The sequence below is a fragment of the Desertivirga brevis genome, from assembly GCF_017355835.1.
The window spans coordinates 231,505-251,155 of sequence record NZ_JAFEWF010000006.1 but is presented as its reverse complement, the minus strand read 5'-3'; the positions used below and the strand labels follow the sequence as shown (position 1 = coordinate 251,155).

The 19,651-nt window shown below is 42.1% G+C and carries 9 protein-coding genes; 1 reads left to right on the top strand and 8 read right to left on the bottom strand.

The annotated features are described in order from the left end of the window. Positions 1-4: 4 nt before the first annotated feature. Positions 5-1,468, top strand: a complete 1,464-nt coding sequence (locus J4N25_RS16345; protein ID WP_207422860.1) for a sensor histidine kinase — start codon at positions 5-7, stop codon at positions 1,466-1,468. A gap of 453 nt (positions 1,469-1,921) precedes the next feature. Here J4N25_RS16345 and J4N25_RS16340 read toward each other — a convergent pair whose 3' ends face one another. The 8 genes from J4N25_RS16340 to J4N25_RS16305 all read right to left on the bottom strand — a co-directional run bounded on the left by J4N25_RS16340 (position 1,922) and on the right by J4N25_RS16305 (position 19,283). Further along, positions 1,922-2,107, bottom strand: a complete 186-nt coding sequence (locus tag J4N25_RS16340; RefSeq protein WP_207422859.1) for a DUF551 domain-containing protein — start codon at positions 2,105-2,107, stop codon at positions 1,922-1,924. Between the two features lie 204 nt (positions 2,108-2,311). After that, the gene (locus J4N25_RS16335) at positions 2,312-3,265 is read right to left on the bottom strand and encodes a PorP/SprF family type IX secretion system membrane protein (RefSeq protein ID WP_207422858.1); all 954 of its coding nucleotides are present in this window, start codon (positions 3,263-3,265) and stop codon (positions 2,312-2,314) included. An 85-nt stretch (positions 3,266-3,350) separates the two neighbouring features. After that, on the bottom strand, positions 3,351-10,295 hold the full coding sequence (locus J4N25_RS16330; protein ID WP_207422857.1) for an MBG domain-containing protein: 6,945 nt from the start codon (positions 10,293-10,295) through the stop codon (positions 3,351-3,353). Positions 10,296-10,798: 503 nt separating this feature from the next. Next, complete coding sequence (locus J4N25_RS16325) at positions 10,799-11,005, bottom strand: hypothetical protein (RefSeq protein ID WP_207422856.1); 207 nt, start codon at positions 11,003-11,005, stop codon at positions 10,799-10,801. 10 nt (positions 11,006-11,015) lie between these two features. Further along, positions 11,016-14,906: a DUF8693 domain-containing protein gene (locus J4N25_RS16320; protein WP_207422855.1), complete on the bottom strand. Its 3,891-nt coding sequence runs from the start codon at positions 14,904-14,906 to the stop codon at positions 11,016-11,018. Positions 14,907-15,266: 360 nt separating this feature from the next. After that, positions 15,267-15,989: an AcvB/VirJ family lysyl-phosphatidylglycerol hydrolase gene (locus J4N25_RS16315; protein ID WP_207422854.1), complete on the bottom strand. Its 723-nt coding sequence runs from the start codon at positions 15,987-15,989 to the stop codon at positions 15,267-15,269. A 23-nt stretch (positions 15,990-16,012) separates the two neighbouring features. Continuing rightward, positions 16,013-16,696: an AcvB/VirJ family lysyl-phosphatidylglycerol hydrolase gene (locus J4N25_RS16310; protein ID WP_207422853.1), complete on the bottom strand. Its 684-nt coding sequence runs from the start codon at positions 16,694-16,696 to the stop codon at positions 16,013-16,015. Between the two features lie 7 nt (positions 16,697-16,703). Beyond that, the gene (locus tag J4N25_RS16305; protein ID WP_207422852.1) at positions 16,704-19,283 is read right to left on the bottom strand and encodes a phosphatidylglycerol lysyltransferase domain-containing protein; all 2,580 of its coding nucleotides are present in this window, start codon (positions 19,281-19,283) and stop codon (positions 16,704-16,706) included. Between the last annotated feature and the right edge of the window lie 368 nt (positions 19,284-19,651).

Below are 19,651 nucleotides of genomic sequence, written 5' to 3'. Positions count from 1 at the left end.
TCCAGTGAGTAAGATATTTTATATAGGATTCGGAGAGATGATCGGCAGTCTCAAGGACATTTCCTCCTATTCTTTTGAGCTTATACCGGTACTGCAACTGGACTCAGATGTTCATAAGAATACGCTTCAAGATGGCGATCTTTTTTTAATAGGCCCATTAACTATCAATCCTGTACAGCAGGTACAACGTGCACATCAACAAAATCCCCTGATATCGATCGTAGTTCTGGCATTCCCAGAGCAAATTCAAAACACGAGGCGTTCTATTCAATTTGGCTTTAACGTAGGAAAAAATGTTACCGTCGTCCCTTATCAATTCGGGAAAGACATAACAAGCATATTAGAAAGCGGCATAAGCAGAACAAAGCAAAGGGCCAGCTTCCGCAAGATTCAGCAGCAAAGTTCTTTTCCCGCTGCAGCCAGTAAGGAGGCCACTTTTCACACATTAGGTATCTTCCTCGAAAATGCTCCCATCGGCGCTATTGTATTCGATAAAGAGAAAAAGGTGATAAGTGCCAACATCAAGGCAAAGCGTTTTTTCGACAAACGACTGGATTTCAGATACAAGGTAACCTGGGCCGACCTCTTTCCGGGAGAAGAATATCCAACGCAAACGGAAGAAGGATCAGAGTCGGTTCATGAAATCATCAAAGTAAATGGTCAATTCCTGGAAATAAACATTTCCACCTTTTTGCTTGAAAAAGATAAACCCCACAGTTTATTACTTATAAACGATGTAACCCGCACTATCACGGTTGAGAATCAGTTAAAGAATAAAGTGGAAGAACTGGAATTCCTCAACCGGGAGCTTGATGAGTTCGTCAATGTGGTATCTCACGATTTTAAAACCCCACTTACTTCGATCAGTTTACTCACCGACCTTGCGCTGAAGGAGAAATCACAAGAGAAGCAGGTTTATCTCCTCCAGCAGATCAAGAAGTCGTCCGACAAATTAAAAGAGCAATTGAAGGGCTTAAATACACTGGTCGATATAAAGAAAAAAAGATCGGATAAAGTAGAAGTTGTAGATCTTCAAAGCACCCTCAATTCTGTACTTGGCGAGCACCAGGAATTGCTGCAAAAGATTGGAGCAAGTATTAGCACTAACTTTACCGGAGCTCCAGATCTGCCCTATTTTAAGGCGCATATCAATAGCTTCCTGAACAACATGATCACAAACGCGATCAAATACCGCAAGCCTGACGTGCCGCTAACTGTAGAAATCACAAGCAGAAGAGAGAAGGAATATACCATTATTACCGTAAAGGATAATGGGATCGGTATAGACCTGGAGAAGAATTTGAACCTGCTTTTTCAACCCTTTAAAAGATTAACCGATCAAGGCACTGGATCTGGTCTCGGCTTAAGCATGGTTAAGCGGATGATCGAGCATAATCAAGGCTATATCGAAGTTAACTCGACAGTAGGCATTGGAACAGAATTTAAAGCCTTCTTCAGAAGGCTTTAGTGGAAACTTCCCCGTGCCTTTATTCCCCCTAACGGGAAAAAAAAAGAAAGAGTCTTCACGGTAAAAGTTTTGAAGATCCGTAAAACTAACCAAGGGAATAGATTTTCCAAATACTGCAGTATACGGCAATAAAAACCCTATGGGCTTGATTTTAAGCAGAATTTATTAACAAAGAAGCAATAGGCGCCTAGGTCCCACAAGGAGATGAGGTAGTTTTGGTACAGTTTTGGCAGTATTCCAAAAACGATATGTGCCCTACACATACCTATGAAAAACAAGGAACTGGCGTAACTCCAGTTCCTCTTTTAGACTCATTAAACAATTCAATTTTCACTGCTTGTGAAACATATTCAAACTTACGGTAATACAGCAAGAAAAAAAATGATTTAAAACATGTCCTTATGTAGCAAAGATCACTTAAGGGTCAGTGGAGATTACTAATTTCAGCCTTGGTTACTTCTCGGGAAAAGCTGGTAACTTCATCCAGTGAGTAAAATCTGTGACAGCTACTTTATCACCACCTACAATAAATTTATTGGCTATTTCACTAAAATATCCAAAATAAATCTGACCACCATCAAACAGCAGAACATCTTCTCCCTGTTGAGGCATACTATCTTTAATTAAAATCCAGTTCATGTTGCTAAAAACTCAAAGATCGGTTATTGTTATGGTAAACCGAAGCCAATTCTGTTGATATAATGCAAGCGGATATTAAACAGAAGTTTCTCCGCTATCCTTTCTTTGTATAATCAATAATTTTCAAAACGGTCGGGCAAAAACTAAAAAAGCTCCTGCATTACCGCAGAAGCTTTTAAAAAGTCCTAATACTCGTATAATAGTTTATTTCTTCACTTTAAATACTTCGTCCAAACTTACCCTCAGGTTCATTTCAAAGTTCCCGTTGGTATAGTCTCTGATAGCAGCTGTCCCAGAAGTAAAGACCCCGCTGATCACAAGGTATTTCTGATATTTAACACCCATCCCGATTGTGGTACTTCTGGTACTGTGATAGACAGCCATTACATTCACCTTGCTTTCTGCAATTGTCATATTAGCTCCGAAATCAACAATATCCTTGAAGCCCTTGATCTGGCGATAAGCCACTTTCGGCTCCAAACCCATTCCATCTAAAGCATCAGCAAAGTAAAGCTTGTAGCTGGCGGCCGTGTAAAGCTTTGACTCGTCGGCAATGTTTCCCTCTGCCTGATCTTTCTTAAAGAAGAATTTCAGGTTAGGTACGGCTAGTTCCAGTCCCAGCTTTTTGCCCTGGTAGGCAGCACCAAAGTCGCCATCGAAATACGTATCACGATCCTGGTAGCCTGCAATCGAACGATCAGAACCATCCACGTTTGAGCTCAGTCGTTCCTGCATTAGGCGGTCATCGCTGTACCCTACAGATACACCGAAACTTAGTTTCTGTCCATCTGCATCAAGCGGCAATTGATAAGCATAGGTTCCTCTTACACGGGTTCTCTTTTGAAGACCCGCTTCATCGTTGTACATGTTTATCCCTACCCCTGATTTCTTACCAGATCCATACTCAAAACTTAACGCCTGGGTGGAAGGAGCGCCGGGCATACTAGACCACTGGCGACGAAAAGCCGCATTAGCAAAAAAACCTTCTTCCTTGCCAGCTAATGCCGGGTTGATCAGATAAGGATTCTGATAATAAACAGAGCCCAGGGGATGTAACTGCCCTTTCGCTGTTTCCGCTTTTAAACCAATCAGCAGCAGGCCTAAGGCGCCTGCTCTGATGATTGATCTTATATTCTTTGTGTTTACCTGTAATTTCATTTTTAACCTTTATTGAGCTTTCAGCTATGTGTCCTCTGCTTTGTGCTTTCAGCTCTCTGCTTTAAGCTCTAACTTTTAACCTCTCCTAGTCTCTTACAATAGTGATGTATCCTTTGATCTTTGGCTTGTTCGGACCGAAGTCTACCACGTAGTAGTACGTATCTTCTGCCAGTGGAGCACCATTTAATGTTCCGTTCCATTCTCCGTCTTTGGAGTAACCTTTCTTCGTATAAAGCAGGCGGCCCGCTCTGTCGAAGATCTTCACTTCATTGTTCGGATACATGTCAACATTCTCGATCTTGAACACATCGTTCACACCGTCCCCGTTCGGGGAAATTAGGTTAGTACCTTTAAGCATTACGTAATCTTCTGTTACCTCTATAGTGATCTCCTTAGTTTCAGAGCAACCACTTGCATTGGTTACCAACACACGGTAAGTAGTAGTAGCATCCGGACGGATCGTTAAGTTAGCAGTGTTGTCACCACTTAGGATTCCTGGGGCATTAGACCATTGGTAAGTACTTCCACCTTGAGCTTTCAGAACTAATTCATCACCTTTAGAAATGCTGGTTACCCCTTTGTTCGTGGTGATAGATGGTACTGGCAGGGCATTAACCGTCAGGGTAAAGCTTTTCAGGATCGTATTCACTCCTCCGTTAGCTGTGCCGCCATTGTCTGTTACCATTACGTTCACTACTGCGCTGCCTGAAGCTCCATCTGCTACCGTGTAGCGTACCTGAGCATTTCCGTTACTTGCCTGTGTTACGCTTAGTGATTTGAACAGGTTACTGTTCGTACTGCTTACCGTTACATTAGTAGTCTGGTTCAGATCCTCTCCTGCTGAGATTCCGCTTAGCGCTATTGTTTGCTGAGATGGAGTATAACAGATCGTTTGTGCTGCAATATTATTTAGCGTAGGCTGCTCATTCACGTTTTGGATAGAAATGGTGAACTCTTTTTCAAGTGACAGCAAGCTGTTTTGAGCTGTTGTCCTTACACGGACAGAATACACCGCGTTCTCCTCAAAGTTCAGTACCCTATTAGTTCTGATCTCATTGCCTACAATGCTGAACTTAGTATTATCTGCCGATCCTGCTCCATCTGCAAACGTATAAGCAAACGTAGTGGTCGGATCGTCTGAGGTGGAGCTTAAGGTTCCTGCAAGGGCTCCTGCTGCTGCATTCTCATACACTGTTGAAGCGGCCAGGCTTAATCCTGTCGGGAAACCTGGTTTCACTTTTAGGATACCCGGAATATGCGTGATCGCATAGTTTGCTGCAGTTGCTCCGCTTAAGTTGATCGGGTAGTCCCCTTGTCCTGTCATTGCAACTACATCCGTATGAAGTACCGGCTGAGTTAACAATACTGACTTATCCTCTCCGTTTACAAATCCACTGTAGCTTGCCGTTAAGGCTGGCACTGCTATTCCCTGGATCTTCTCTTTGTTATCTGCTGTGATCGTTAACGCTGCTTTGGTAACCGTTAATGTACCTTTTACATAGGTCACATTATAGTTTACTGCAGTTCCGATTGCGGTGATATCATAGCTTCCTATTCCTGTTGCTGCCGTTACTGCTGTAGTAACAGTTGGTGCAGGGTTAAGAGTAGTCTCACCATTTACCAGACCTGAGTAAGTTACGGTTAATGAAGGGTTAAGTGCACCGTAAGTCTTGGTCTGATTGTTTACTGTTACAGTAAGGGCCTTCTGAGCAATAGTCAGGTTGGCACTGTTATAAGACAGATTGTAATTAGCACTTAATGCAAGTGTTCCTTGCCTGATGGAATAGCTTCCTGCATTTTCTCCGGCCTCACGTGTTAAGCTTCCGCTAAAGGCATCGTTACCTACAAGTGCTCCTGTAGTAATGTTGTAGCTTAAAGCAGGGTCTGCTTCCCCATAGGTTTTATTCTTAGCTGCTGCTGTTACCGTAATTGCTTTCTTTCCGATAGTCAGCTTTGCACCAGTGTAAGAAAGCGTGTAGTTGTTGCTTAACGCAAGGCTTCCCTGATTAATGGTGTAGTCACCTACATTCTCTCCAGCATCACGACTTAAGCTTCCGCTAAAGTGATCGCTGCCTACAAGGGCACCTGTTGTTATGTTATATGTTAAAGCAGGATCTGCTTCACCATACGTTTTATCCTTAGCTACTGCGGTTATTGCAATTGCTTTCTTTCCAATAGTCAGTTTAGCCGGGTTATAAGAAAGCGTATAGTTATCACTTAATGCAAGGCTTCCCTGATTAATAGCATACTTGCCTACATTCTCTCCTATTTCACGCGTTAAGCTTCCGTTGAAGGCATCGCTACCTACCAGGTTTCCTGTAGTAATGTTGTATGTTAAAGCAGGATCAACTTCACCATAGGTTTTATCCTTCGCTACTGCTGTTACTGTTATTGCTTTCCTTCCGATGGTTAATTTCGCAGCGTTATAAGAAAGCGTGTAGTTATCGCTTAGTGCAAGGGTTCCCTTGGTGATCTTGTACTCTCCTACATCTTCTCCGGCATCACGGGTTAGTGCTCCACTAAAGGCATCGTTACCTACCAGAGCACCTGTAGTGATATCATAGCTTAATGCTGGATCAGCTTCACCATACGTTTTATCTTTCGCTACTGCTGTTACCGTAATTGCTTTCTTTCCGATGGTCAGTTTCGCAGCAGTATAAGAAAGCGTATAGTTATCGCTTAAGGCAAGTGTTCCTTGGGTGATCTTGTACTCCCCTGCATCTTCTCCGGCATCACGGGTTAGGGCTCCACTAAAGGCGTCATTTCCTACAAGAGCGCCAGTTGTGATGTCATAACTTAAAGCCGGATCAACTTCACCATAGGTTTTATCCTTCGCTACTGCTGTTACTGCAATTGCTTTCTTACCAATAGTCAGTTTTGCTGGATTATAAGAAACCGTGTAGTTATCACTTAATGTAAGTGTTCCTTGGTTAATAGTGTATTCACCTACATTCTCACCTGTTTCACGTTTTAAGCTTCCACTGAACCCATCGTTACCTACCAAAGTTCCTGTAGTAATGTTGTAGCTTAAAGCAGGGTCTGCCTCCCCATAGGTTTTATTCTTAGCTGCTGCTGTTACCGTAATTGCTTTCTTTCCGATAGTCAGCTTTGCACCAGTGTAAGATAGCGTGTAGTTGTTGCTTAGCGCGAGGCTTCCCTGATTAATGGTGTAGTCACCTACATTCTCTCCAGCATCACGACTTAGGTTTCCACTGAAGGCATCATTGCCTACAAGGGTGCCTTCAGTGATGCTGTAGGTTACTTCAGGATCAGTATCACCATACGTTTTGTTTTTTGCTACTGCCGTTATTCCTACTGCTTTTTTGCCAATGGTCAGTTTCGCACCAGTATAAGAAAGATCATAGTTATTGCTTAGTGCCAAGGATCCTTGCTGAATGGCGTATTCACCTACATTCTCTCCCGCTTTGCGGCTTAGGTTTCCACTGAAGGCATCATTGCCTACAAGGGTGCCTTCAGTGATGCTGTAGGTTAGTTCAGGATCAGTATCACCGTACGTTTTGTTTTTAGCCACTGCTGTTACTCCTACTGCTTTTTTGCCAATGGTCAGTTTCGCACCAGTATAAGAAAGATCATAGTTATTGCTTAGTGCCAATGATCCTTGCTGAACGGCGTATTCACCTACATTCTCTCCCGCTTCGCGGCTTAGGCTTCCGCTGAACTGATCATTGCCTACAAGGGTGCCAGATGTGATACTGTAGGTTAGTTCAGGATCAGTATCGCCATACGTTTTGTTTTTAGCTACTGCTGTTACTCCTACTGCTTTTTTGTTTACAACCAGATCTCCTTTAGCATAAGTAATACTATAGTTAGCTGCGGTAAAGGTTCCACCTATAGCTGTATTGGGCGTTACCTGATTGATATAGGTATCTACTGCAGCCGTTACAGCTGCTCCAGTTCCATAAGCCAGACTCACACTGCCTATTGTTTCTGCTCCAACAAGCCCATTTGAAGTAAAGGCTGTTGAACCTGTTTCATCGGCAAGACTCTCACCATAAGTTTTTGTCGCTTTATTAGCAGTGATTGTTAAAGCCTTAGGATTAATCTTTAACGTTTGTTCTACATCCGTTGCTTCAGAAAAATTTACATTTCCAGCTTGTTGAGCTGTTATGGTAACTGTCCCCACCTTATGAATAGTTACTTTATTTCCATGAATAGAAGCTATTCCTGGATCACTGCTTGTATAAGTCACCGTTAAGTTTGAAGAGGCTGTAGCACTTAAGCTAAATGCTGCATCTCCATAAGTTTTATTTTCCAGGCTATTGAAAGTAATAGTCTGACTGGCACCTGCAACAACGATATTACCTTTAACATAGGTAGTAGTGTAGTTGGCTGGCGTAAATGTACCTCCGGTTGCTGCACTTGGAGTTACAGCATCAATGTAGGTACCTGACGCATCACCTGCGGCCGCTCCGGCTCCGTATGCAATGCTTACACTACCTACTGTTTCACCGTTCTGAAGACCAATCGCAACGAATCCTATAGATTCCGATGTGGCTATTAAAGTCTGTCCATATGCTTTACTTGCATTTTTAGCGGCAATGGTTAAAGCAGCCGGATCAACAACGATATCTCCTTTAGTATAAGTAATGCTATAGTTAGCCGGAGTGAAAGTTCCTCCAGTTGCTGCACTAGGCGTTATTTGCTCTGTATATGTATTTACAGCAGCTGTTGGTGCTGCACCTGTTCCATAAGCAAGGCTTACACTGCCAATCGTTTCTGTACCTACAAGCCCCACTTGGGTAAAGGCAGTGGAAGCAATTTTTCCCGTTAAGGTTTCCCCATATATCTTAGTTACCTTATTAGCTGTAATCGTTAAAGCCTTAGGATTGATAACTAAAGTTTGCATAACGTCTGGAGCCGCCAGGTAAGAGCTATTACCAGCTTGTTTAGCAGTAATGGTTACCGTACCTGCTTTATGAATAGTAACAGAGTTTCCACTAATTGAAGCTATTGCAGTGTTACTGCTCTCATAACTAACCTTAAGATTTGAAGAAGCTTCTGCCCCTAAATCAAATGATGCATCGCCATAAGTTCTATTTGATAATGCATTGAACGTAATAGTTTGGGATCCTACTGGAGTTGCGCTTACTGTTGTAGAGTAAGAGCTTTCATTTCCTGCTTTATCTGTTGCTGTTAAACGGTAATAGTAAGTCGTTCCGTTTGTTAATCCGCTCTCAAGCTTTGCTGCAGTTGGAGCATCAACCTCTGCCGAAAAAACTGTTGGATTATTTGATGTACCCGCATAAATCTTATACGACTTGAGGTCGCTTTCGGTATTCGCATTCCAGTTTAAATTAATTTCTGCGTCACCTGCAGTTGATAATAAACCAGAAGGAATCGATGGTGCAGTTCTATCTACTGTTACTACGCTGCTATTTGTTGTTGCTTTTACATCGGTTCCCGCATTTCCTGCGATATCAGTGAAAGCGATAACAATTGCCGCAGGTCCTTGAGTTGTTGCACTGGTGATAGTATAAGTAGCCGTATAGCTGGTTCCGGAACCTGTAACGGCTGCATTTTGACCCGCGATCCTTACTATTGGTGTATTGATATACTCAGAGGCAGCTATTGTTAAGGTAATAACATCGCCCTCTTTTGCCAAGGTATTCGTTGCATTATTTGAAGCGATGGTGACGGTGCTTAATGAAGGCACTACTGCATCGACTTTCACTGATCCGGTTACACCAACATTAGTTAAACCGAGAATAGCATCATTTCCAGCCTCGTCTTTCAATGTAGCACCATTTGCTGTAATCGATGAAGCTAAACTTATCCCGTTGATATCTTCATCTCCCGAGGCAACTGTATAGCGAAATAGAAGTGCTGTAGTACCGCTTCCCGAAACATAAGAAGCAGTTACCGGGCTTGTTCCTATAGTTAATCCTAGTGTTGGTGTTCCAGAAGCTACATCAACCTTTTCGTCAAAGTTAACAGTAAAGTCAAGATTTTGACCAGCTATATAAGTTGCATTGGAAGGTACAGTAACCGACGTTATAGTTGGTGAAGTTGTATCACCGTTGCTGAGTGTGGTAATATCTAACTTGACAGGTGATGATTGCAAGACACCTTGCTCGTTCTCGGATACCACATAAACATCATAAGAAGTATTTGGCTGGAGTAGTAACAGCACAACTGTGAACACCTTATTTGCAAAACTTACACTTAAATTCCCAGATCGGACGGACAACGATGCTGCATCTTGTCCGTTTTTTACTTGTGTAGCTGAAGGCGCCTCAGCACCATCAGGTAGAATTACATAAAACGAAGTTCCCTTGACATCAAGACTACTTTGCAAACTAAATTCAGTCGCAGTCAAATCAGTTGCAGCAGGGTACCCTAAATTATCTATTGGCGGGCCAGTCTTTTCGTAGGCTCCAGATTTCTGGCTTTGCGGGTCCTGTTTGGTGCGTACTATAAAATCCTTAGAATTATCATTAGAATCATACCCATTTCCTAGTAAAGCGTCCGTTCCTACGGTCATGGAGGAAGCCGTTGAGGTAGAAAGCGCCTTTCGCTCGATAGAACCAGGAAGGGCTGGATGGGAAGGAGCTGCGCTTTCCTCTGGGGTATTGCCAGTTCCCCAAGCTACTAAGTCAACCACCTGGTACTGCCACGGGGAAGTACCAGTAGAAACATTCAAACATAATGCTACGTGCCCCCCACCTGTTGTGCTTCCAGACAGGTCAATTGACCCACTTAAATCCGGATCAACATTGGGGTTAGAACCCATAAGCCCAATAAGGAAATAGCCGTACGGATAAATTTTAGTTCCAACAGGAAAAGTAAGGGACGCCGAAGCAGCGGTACCGGTAGCTGATTTATACCGGATAGACCATCCAGACATGTCGATGGTTGAGCCAGTAGGATTGTAAAGCTCTACAAAGTCCCGATACGAATTGGTTGAAGTCCCCGCTCCGAACACCTCGCTAATTACAACGTGATTAGTTTGGGAGAAGCATTTGTAGATCGATAAAAATGATAAAAAAACAAGAAGTAAAGGTTTTCTCATAAACCGCATTAGAATTAATAAAAGACTGGCAGAGGCTCAATCGCTTAGAAAAAAATATTTGCAAACAATTTCACTTTATAATTGTTCGCTACTCACCATTTTCCAAAGATGCGATAAATAATGGATTGGTTAAAGAATACGATATTTTTTTAACACAGTCACCTTACTATACGGGAATAATTATTAGATTTTCAATAAATAGTATAAGTTAGGTTCAATGGGAAGGCGTTTTTCCTCAATACTTCAATAGACAGGGTTAACCATACAGGCCTTGAAAACCTCAGGAATATTTGCCATACAGAAGCTGTAGAAAATGCAAGAATCTGAGCAAGCGGATTAGCGCAACCAATTATGCAAACAGTAACCGGCGCCAGTTACATTGCGGAAATTGAGCCTGTATTTCACAATCAATTCTAAGAAAGGATTGCTGATAAAGAGCATACTGGAGGCAGGGCCGCTACCGCTTACCTACGACCAGTAAAAGAGGTTAAGGGACATAACGTTTATTCTTCCACCCTTCTTAGTTTCATTACACCATAAACAAAACCGGCTGTTAACAGAAAATATACTCCGGAATCTAGAGGCCCGTTGTCATCATCACAATCAACTTCCGGGTCCGGAGAACAGCCTCCTCCCGGAGGTTGGGCCTGAACCACTGAACTAAGACCAAGGATAAATATTAATATTACTGCAAGTAGTTTCTTCTTCAATTTCTAAGTATTAATTAATAAGGACCTTACTTTTTTTCAGGACGTTACCTGTTTCTTTATTTACAACTTCAATGATATACCCACCTTTTTGTAAGTTCCTCACATCAAGTGTCCGGTTATTTGAATCCATAATTTTGCGACCATCCAAAGCATAAATGCTCAAGCCGGTTTTGCCGGGCAGATTGCCACTTATATGAATACTTTCACTTGCTGGATTGGGGAAAATGATGATATCTAATGCCTGATTAGTCAGGCTGAATTTTTCGGCAACAACCTTGGAAAAGGCATACTCACCATCACTATCTACCTTTTTCAAGCGGTAATAATTAATTCCGGCAAAAGGCTTAGTATCTACATAGCTATAGCTTAACTTGCTGTTAGAGTTTCCGGCTGCCGTTATCTTTGCAAGAGTTTTAAATACTTTTCCATCCACCGAGCTTTCCACCTCAAAATAGTTACTATTCTTCTCGGAAGCTGTGATCCATTTTAGCTGAACACCAGAACCTACTATAGTACTTTCAATGCTTAACAGCTCTATTGGCAAAGTAACCGGGGCCTTCACCACCAGGCTAAACCTATCTCCTCCAAACGTAGCAGCAGTAGCTTTGTCGATCGTGAAATTATAGGTAGGCTCTGATTTTAAATCAACCTGTTTGTTCGTGTAATTATCTTTGAGATAGATCCTGGAATCGTCCAAGCCACTCTGTTTTGTAAGGGAAAGTTTGTATTCACCCGACTCGCTAGCTGTGGCATACAGTTTCACTTCCGTTTCCCCACTTGTTTCCGGCAGGTAATTAATGGCCAGATAGTTATTATCAGGAGTTATGGTAGTAAGATTCACAGCTGCCTCGCCCATATAACTAATATCATCAGGATCCGTATCGCTGCTGTTATTATTATTGAGCACCACTACCGTTTCATCACTTGTATATTCGTCTTTGACCATGGTGAGACTAACCCTTTTCTTCAAAGCCTGTGTCCGTGGTACATCCCCTTTAGAAGCTAGTAACAAGCCATTACTACGCAGGTCCATAAGCCTTACCGGCGGCCCAACTGTTGCAGCTTTTGCACCTTCTTTAAAGGTGATGGATGGGTTTGCTCCAGTGGCTTTAATAAAGAAACCTTGTCCGGGCAGTAAGAAGCGGGAACCGCCGTTGGTGCTATCAGAACCATTATATATAGCAAATGAGCCGTTTTGCTTTTGCACCCAGATTGTCGTCTTATCAATATTGACCTTTTCAATTGAGGGGCTGTCCCAGTCGATCACCGACGGGTAAGGATTTCCAATAAGGTTAAACCCGTTGCTTGCTCCTTCATTAGGATTATTTGTATAAGTGATGGTTGGGGAAATGTTTCCCGAGTTGATCTGGCCCATATATTCCATCACAACATCTTCAGGAGTGCCATAGGCCCCGTTCACCTTCACGAACTTGCTTCCATTAGCATTCAACTTATTTCCTCTGAAATAAAAGTAAATTCCTTTTCCCTGAGCTATGGCTTCTGTTGTAGCATTGGCAGGGTATAAATATTGATTTTCGCGATTTTTCTTTGGTTCATTATAATACTTAATGGTTGAACCATTATTTGGAGATGCATCGAAACCATTAGCTTCTCCCCCCGGACCAGTCACAAGTAACTTACTCTTGTAGCCCGCTATCTTGTATCCCTTAGCCGGACTTGAAACGTCAAAGACAGGAGAAGTAAGGGTCCTGAAGTTCCTATAGGAGGCAGTACTTCCCTGCAGATACGTTTGTACTTTTACATTCCCTGTAACCGAACCGCCGCCTGCAAGTGAACCGATGTTGGCATTAGACGTTTTCGTTGCTTCCAAAACTAAATAACCGTCTGACCTAAGAACAGAATTGCCAGTAATATTCAAGGAACCTTTTAATACCAGAGGAGTTTCGAGGCTTACGGTATTTGAGTTATTTTCGATCTTTAAGTTAAGCAGAGCATTAGTAGAACCTGGAGTAGTTTGATCAAATTTCAAGGAAGGACTTACTGCACTTCCTTTAATCACCAAACTGCTTGTGCTACTACCTACAATGATCCCTGTACCTGAGATAGAGTTTACAGTAAGGGTTTTTCCATTCAGAATAATTTTAGCATTTCCCTGAAGGATCAGGTTATTAACCGTGAGATCCTTTTCAAGCGTTAATACCCTCGAGGTTTCAGGAATGGTCAAGTCTGAACTGGCAGTGGGAGCAACTGCAACACAGGTGGTCCAGTTTGAAAGCAGATCCCAATTTGTATTTGTAGTTCCCTTCCAGGTATATCCTCCAATAATTGCCTGCACCGGAACACGGGAGGTTGTGCAAGAGCCATTCGTTGCCGAAACATAATACGTTCTACTTTGAGTAAGCGTTGTCGGTGTTGTAAAAGTTTCGCCGGTTCCTTTTGACGCCCCTGTAAGTGAATCATACCAATTTAATGTATACCCTGGAGAAGCGGTCGCCCGTAAGGTAACTGTACTGTTTGCACACCCAACACCAGGAACAGTTGAAGTAACACCATTAACGTTTACTATTACCGTGGCTGGCTGGCTGGAGCAACCGTTTACCGTTTGAGATACATAGTACGTAGTAGTACCAACATAATTTGTTGAAGGTGTGGGATTGGTTGAACTTTCTGTTGCAACAGAGAACTGTATATTGTTAAAAACATCTGAAGCAAACTGATTACCGGTTATGCTGATCGCACCATTGGCCTCCGTGACAGGAAAATTGGTGGCTGTAGCAGATCTTCCTACTTCGCCCGCACCTGCTGAAAATCCAATAGCGTAATTTCCCTCAGCATTAATTGTATAATTAAAAACGTTGGTAACCTTAACAGGACTTGCTCCAGCTGTAAGAGTAGTAGTAGTTGAAGAATTGGCGATTAGATCCCCTGCCTCATTATAAAGAGCAAGCCTGAGACCGTTTACGCTTGAGTTGGCAGGAATGTAGTAGTCGACCGACCTAACGGTCAAATAGGGTAAATTAGTGGTGAAGAAAGTTTTGTTGGCTGTCAGCCTTGTAGTGAACCAATACGGTTCCATCAAATTTTGCTCAGTAGTATGCACAGCCAACCCTCCTATCGATGAACTGATGCTTCTGGTCCATACCAAATTCTGACCAGTGGCACTCAATATAGGTGCTACACTGCCCTGGCATAAAGTGATCGGACTTTGAACAACAGGCGCTAAGGCAGCTGTCACATTCACCTTTATGTTAGCAGCAGTACTGGTTTTTCCATTTATGGTCTGAGTAACATAGTAATTGTAAGTACCGGTGGCTTTGGTTGATGGCACTGGTGGCGTTGTTGTTACGTACTTGATATTACTAAAGATCCGCTCTGTGCCAGAGACGCCGGTGATATTGACTAAATCCGACTTTAAATCCGACGTAAATAATGAACCAGTTACCGTTCCTGAACCTTCCACTATCCTAATGCTGTACACTCCCGGTTTTTCCAGCTTGCAACTAAACACATTTGAGATAGTTTCCTCTCCTGAGAGTACGCCTATTGATGTTCTAGTAGTCGATTGTTGTATCAAGTTCCCGTTACTATCAAAAATGCCGAGTCTTAAATTAGTAACAGAGCTGAGCAATGGTTTTGTGTAATCAACCGAAGTAATGATCACATTAGCTGCAGTTGTACTGAAATAAGTGATCTTGTTAGAAGTGGTAGTATTTATGTTTAAACTTAGATCAGCTAATGCTGCTAAACCTCCAACAACAAATTTTTCTTCGTTCACCCACTGCAAATTTGAACCTGTTGCAGAAAGAGGCGCTGCCGTTGAATTCAAACATAAGTTAACCGGAGAAACAACTGTTGGAGCCGGAACCGTCTGAGAATAAGACGGCAGAGAGGCTAAAGCACAGGAAGCAATTAATACAAAAGTTCTAAAAACTCTCTTCATTATTAAAAGAATTACGGATACAGGGAGAATCCGGCGTTAACATTAAAAAATCTTACAGCTATTGTCCTAAACTCATCAAAAGGACAAAAAAGAAAAAAGAGAATTGGGGATGCGTTAATTTCCCGACAATCTTTACTTATTGCTCTTTGAGCAAAAAACTAACCGAAAAAAGAAATTGACGGTGACGATCTTAGAAGATAAATTAGTGACCTGAAAAACAAAGCTATAGGAAAGTTTTTACGTACAAGCTCGCCGGCCTAGTGGCTATGTGCTTTTCCTTTTTTAGAAAAAGAGTCTACATTAATTCTATTGTAATCCCCAATTTTCCACGATAATTATTACACCTACCACAACCTCCGTTTACCGGTTCAAGGAATTCACGATTTGCTTATAGGCATTTTCATATTCGTGATCTCCCTGAACCAGGGTAAGGATAAAGTTCCTTCTTTTTATGCCCAGCAACGACTTGGGTTCTTCTTCCTCTCCATAGAAACAGTAAACAGGTATTCTGATCTTAGCTACTTCGTTTTTCACCTTATAAGTGCGATCATCTTTACCCGGACCGATCAGATCACTAAAATGAACCTTAAAGTCTGTTGATAAAAAAGGAGATAGTAATTGAATAGCAACTACCCGTTTCTTTAGATTCTCGGGCAAGCGGTTATAGACAAATGGGGTTACATCGGCACCGAAGGAATAGCCAGCAAGTACGATTTGGGTGGCATTCCAGGCCCTGGCATATCTAGCAATAAGTTTGGTTAAATCCCGGGAAGCTTCTTCCGGACTTCGTGATCGCCAGAAGTAAGTCCGGCTATTAAACCCTAAAGTATTATACCCATTTTTGGAGAACTCAACTGCAAGCTTATCATTAAATTCAAGCCAGCCTCCGTCTCCCGAAAGCAGTAACACCATTTTCCTGGAAGTTGGAGCTGATGAGCCATAAAGAATAACCGGAAGTCCAAAATCCTCTTTCTCAACGCCTCTGTGATTAACGGTGCGATACCTAAACAATAAAGTGCAAGAACTAAAGAGGAAGGATAGTACAAGAGAAAGGAATAACAGCTTGATGTGGAAAGACCGCATATACATATCCCATAAAAATTATTTTACCTCGAGGCAGCAGCCTTGGCTATTTCCGTGAAGCTGTTCTTATAGTGGTGATCGCCTGGCAGTAATACAACTTTAAATCCCTCCTTTTGTTGATTTGCCAAAGGCTTTTCCGCTTCCTGCCTTCCATAATAACATAGCGTTGGCACATCTGCCTGTTTTAATTCAGCTCCTATGTTCATTGATCTTACAGGATTTTTGGAACCAAAAAGATCTGAAATGTGAATTTCAAAATCGGTAAAAGAAGCGGGTGAAAGCAGCTGGAGGAGCACGATCTTATCCCTTAAGGTTTCAGGAAGACGCCGGTAGATAAACGGAATAACGTCGGCGCCGAAAGAGTAGCCTACCAAGACGATCTCCGACTTCTGCCATTCTTTGGTATACTTATTCAATAAAGCCGAAATGTCGTTTGCCGCTTCCTGCGGATTTTTCTTTTTCCAAAAATATTTAAGGCTATTTAATGCTAAAACGGGAACACCCTGAGCAGTATAAGCCTTCGCCAATTGCTCGCTGAAACTATTCCACCCACCATCGCCGGTAACAAACAGAATTAACCTATCGCCTTTATCCGTCTTCGGTTTGAGCACATTTAAAGGTAGATCTGCGGCACTTCGTGAAAAGGCCGTGAAGCCAGTCATAGTACACAGGATAATAACAGCTATAATATTTTTTAAACTCTGCATCTGTAAATCAAGGTTTCATAACTTTATTTAAAGCCTTCGGCAAGGAGATCAAGTCGTAGTGATGTTCATAGATCAGGTATTTGTTATGCCAAATGGGTTGAAATTTCTCTTTAAAATCCCTCAATCCGCGGTAGTGCCTGAACTGCTGGAGCTTCTCGTAGGCAAACTTCAGCGTCTTTTCCGGCAAGTCCCGGGCATGGTCAATACCCGACAAAGGAGCCAGGCCCAGATTGAGGTAACGGAAATTTTGTCCTTTGCAGTATTCGATCAGAGCGACGATCAAGGCATCATTCACCCCTCCCGGAGCCTCTTCAATTTTGCGGATCAGGTCGTACGTGGCTTCCCCCGGTGCGTAGTTGGGTATGATGTTCAAAAAACCGAATATCTTTTCATCCTCATTCTCTACAGTTATGATCGTTTGGTTTTTGAGCTCTTCCCAACTAAACATTCCCTGAGTAAATACAATTTCCTCACGTTGAGTACTTTTAAGCCAATCATCCGATACGTATTTTAGTTTTTGAAGAACACCATCTTTAACGGGCGCATGGTAAACCTTCGTTTTTAAGCCCTTTTTTTGCAAACTGTTCAGGCCATTACGCATAGATTTCTTGTCTTTCCCTTCCAGGCTGAACTTCTCGAGATCAACAATAGCTTCTTGTCCGATAATAAGAGATTTCTTTCCCATTGCTTCAAAGAGACCCAAACTACTCTCTTCTACGCGGTAATAAGCCGGCCGGAGACCACACTCGATACAAAACTCCTCGAATTCTTCTATCAAGACCACTTTGTCTTCCACGGTTTGGCAAACCGGCTCTTCTAAAACAATGGCAAAACTGTTGGCCATTTTATAGGCGATAAGTCCGTTTCGCCTACGACCGAAATATAGCAGCTTATCTACATAGGTTTTGAAATAGTCTACAGGGGAACACCCATACTCTTCGATCAGCCCTTTTGCACGAAGAAAATCCTCCTCACTATGCTTCACCGAAATAAAATAAGGTTTCAACAGGGAGTACAAAATAAAACCCAGGGAAAAAATCCCGCTAATCCGGATGGTATCCAGGAAAGCAGCAGCAAAACGTGTGAGCGGATTCAGGGAGTCTATATCCATCAGAATAAAATTCAATAAAGTATGCTCTATCGAATCTCCCAGGTTGAAGTCGATCCCAAAGTGCTTTTTATCCAGGAAATAAAAACCAGTGATTCCGTAAACCGTAATTCCGGCCAGGATAAGCAGGGAGGTTCCTACCCCTACTGTCTGTAAACGCTTATCACTGCGGATATAATATTGTTTCCTGGTAAACCATAAAACGAATATCACAGCCAGCGCAAGGATAGATTCCTCGTAATCTATCGCCTTTGTTAAATTACCGATCAAAGAAAGGCAACAAAGGAGAATTGCAAAGCGCCAGGCATTTTTTAATCCCCTGATCAGGAAAGCCGAAGTGATCACCAGCAGCAACCCGGCTATAAAAACAAGGTAATTAGATGCATGAATGGTATCAGCAGTTAAGAAAGATCTTAATAAGCGAACCCGGTAACCGAGGGAAGGGGTTAAAACGGAAATAATATTTATCATCCCCAGGCCGAACAAGAGAAAGGCGGGTATCACTCTCAAGACCATATTTCCCTTCCGTAAAACAAAGCTGGCTATTCCGGCCATAACCGGAATCCAGAATTCGAATAAACGGTAGATAAGCGTGATAGCTAAAGCTTCTGATGTGGTGTATCCATAATGCTTTAAGATCATTGTTAATGAAAATTCAATTGCTCCTACCCCTCGCAGAAACGGAGATATGACTAATAGTAAGGTGGCAACCACGTAACCAATCAGCGAAACCTTCCAGCTGGCATCGTGGCCCATCGCCAACATAGCAATGTATAGGTGAACCACGCCAACCACGTCAATAAGAAGAGCATAAATGTTTACATAAACAAACTGCTTTTTAAAACCAGGAAAAGCTCTAAACTCCGTATTTATTTGAGGCACGAAACGGTCGACTAACCTAAATACCCAGCCCTTTTTAAAATAAGAGGTTAGAAGATAAATGATCAGAATAATAAAAAATACAAGGATCGCCGCAGCATTATTAGCGTTCTGCCAGCTTTCGCCACTCATTGCCAAATAGATTAGAACGGGAATGGCAAGGATAATGATCGAGACAATACCGGTAAAACCATAGATAGTACTTGCGAAATGGATCCTCGTACGGTTTTCTTCCTGGGCCTCCTTCTGTATATCTTTAGTGAAAAAAGCGAGGGACGTAATGCTTCCTCCTGGGAGGAAAATACTGATCAGATTCCTCTTTAAAAACAAAACGATGCAGTCCCACAGAGAAATTTTAAGTTGAGTCGCCTTAAAGCTCGACTGGTACATCAACGCCTGCAGGATAATATAGCCAGCACTTAATAGTATACCAACTGTAATCCAAAAAGCATTGCCCTCCCGCATATAGGTATTTACGTTCTTCAGCTCATCACCCTGACTTTTAATAAAATAGATGGCCAGAATAAGCAGAAGGACGCCTGTAATTTCACTTAGATATAATTTAGGTTGTATAAACAGGTTTTTGATCTTTTTAATCATTTCTAACTTTTAATGCCTCTTGCTAGTTTAATACCTGAAAGGCCGATGTTACTACGAACGAGATTAATTTTTTATGATTTTTTCCTACGGTACTAGAAATGGGTCCTTTTCCTCACACCAGTTTTTGACGGTAAAAGTGCAGGAGTAGTCAACCCAGAAACAGCTCCATGTTAAACTGTTCCAATTATTCGTTTAATAACTTAAAGAAGCCTTAAAACTTACCATTAAGGAGATATTTTAAGGATATTTTAAGGAATGAGAAGCTCTAAGTAGTATATATTTGTATGGAAGTCGGTCAGCACACAGGTGTTCAAATTAATACCGGTTTAGTAACGCAGACCGTATTATCAGTAGGAGTTGGCTTTAAA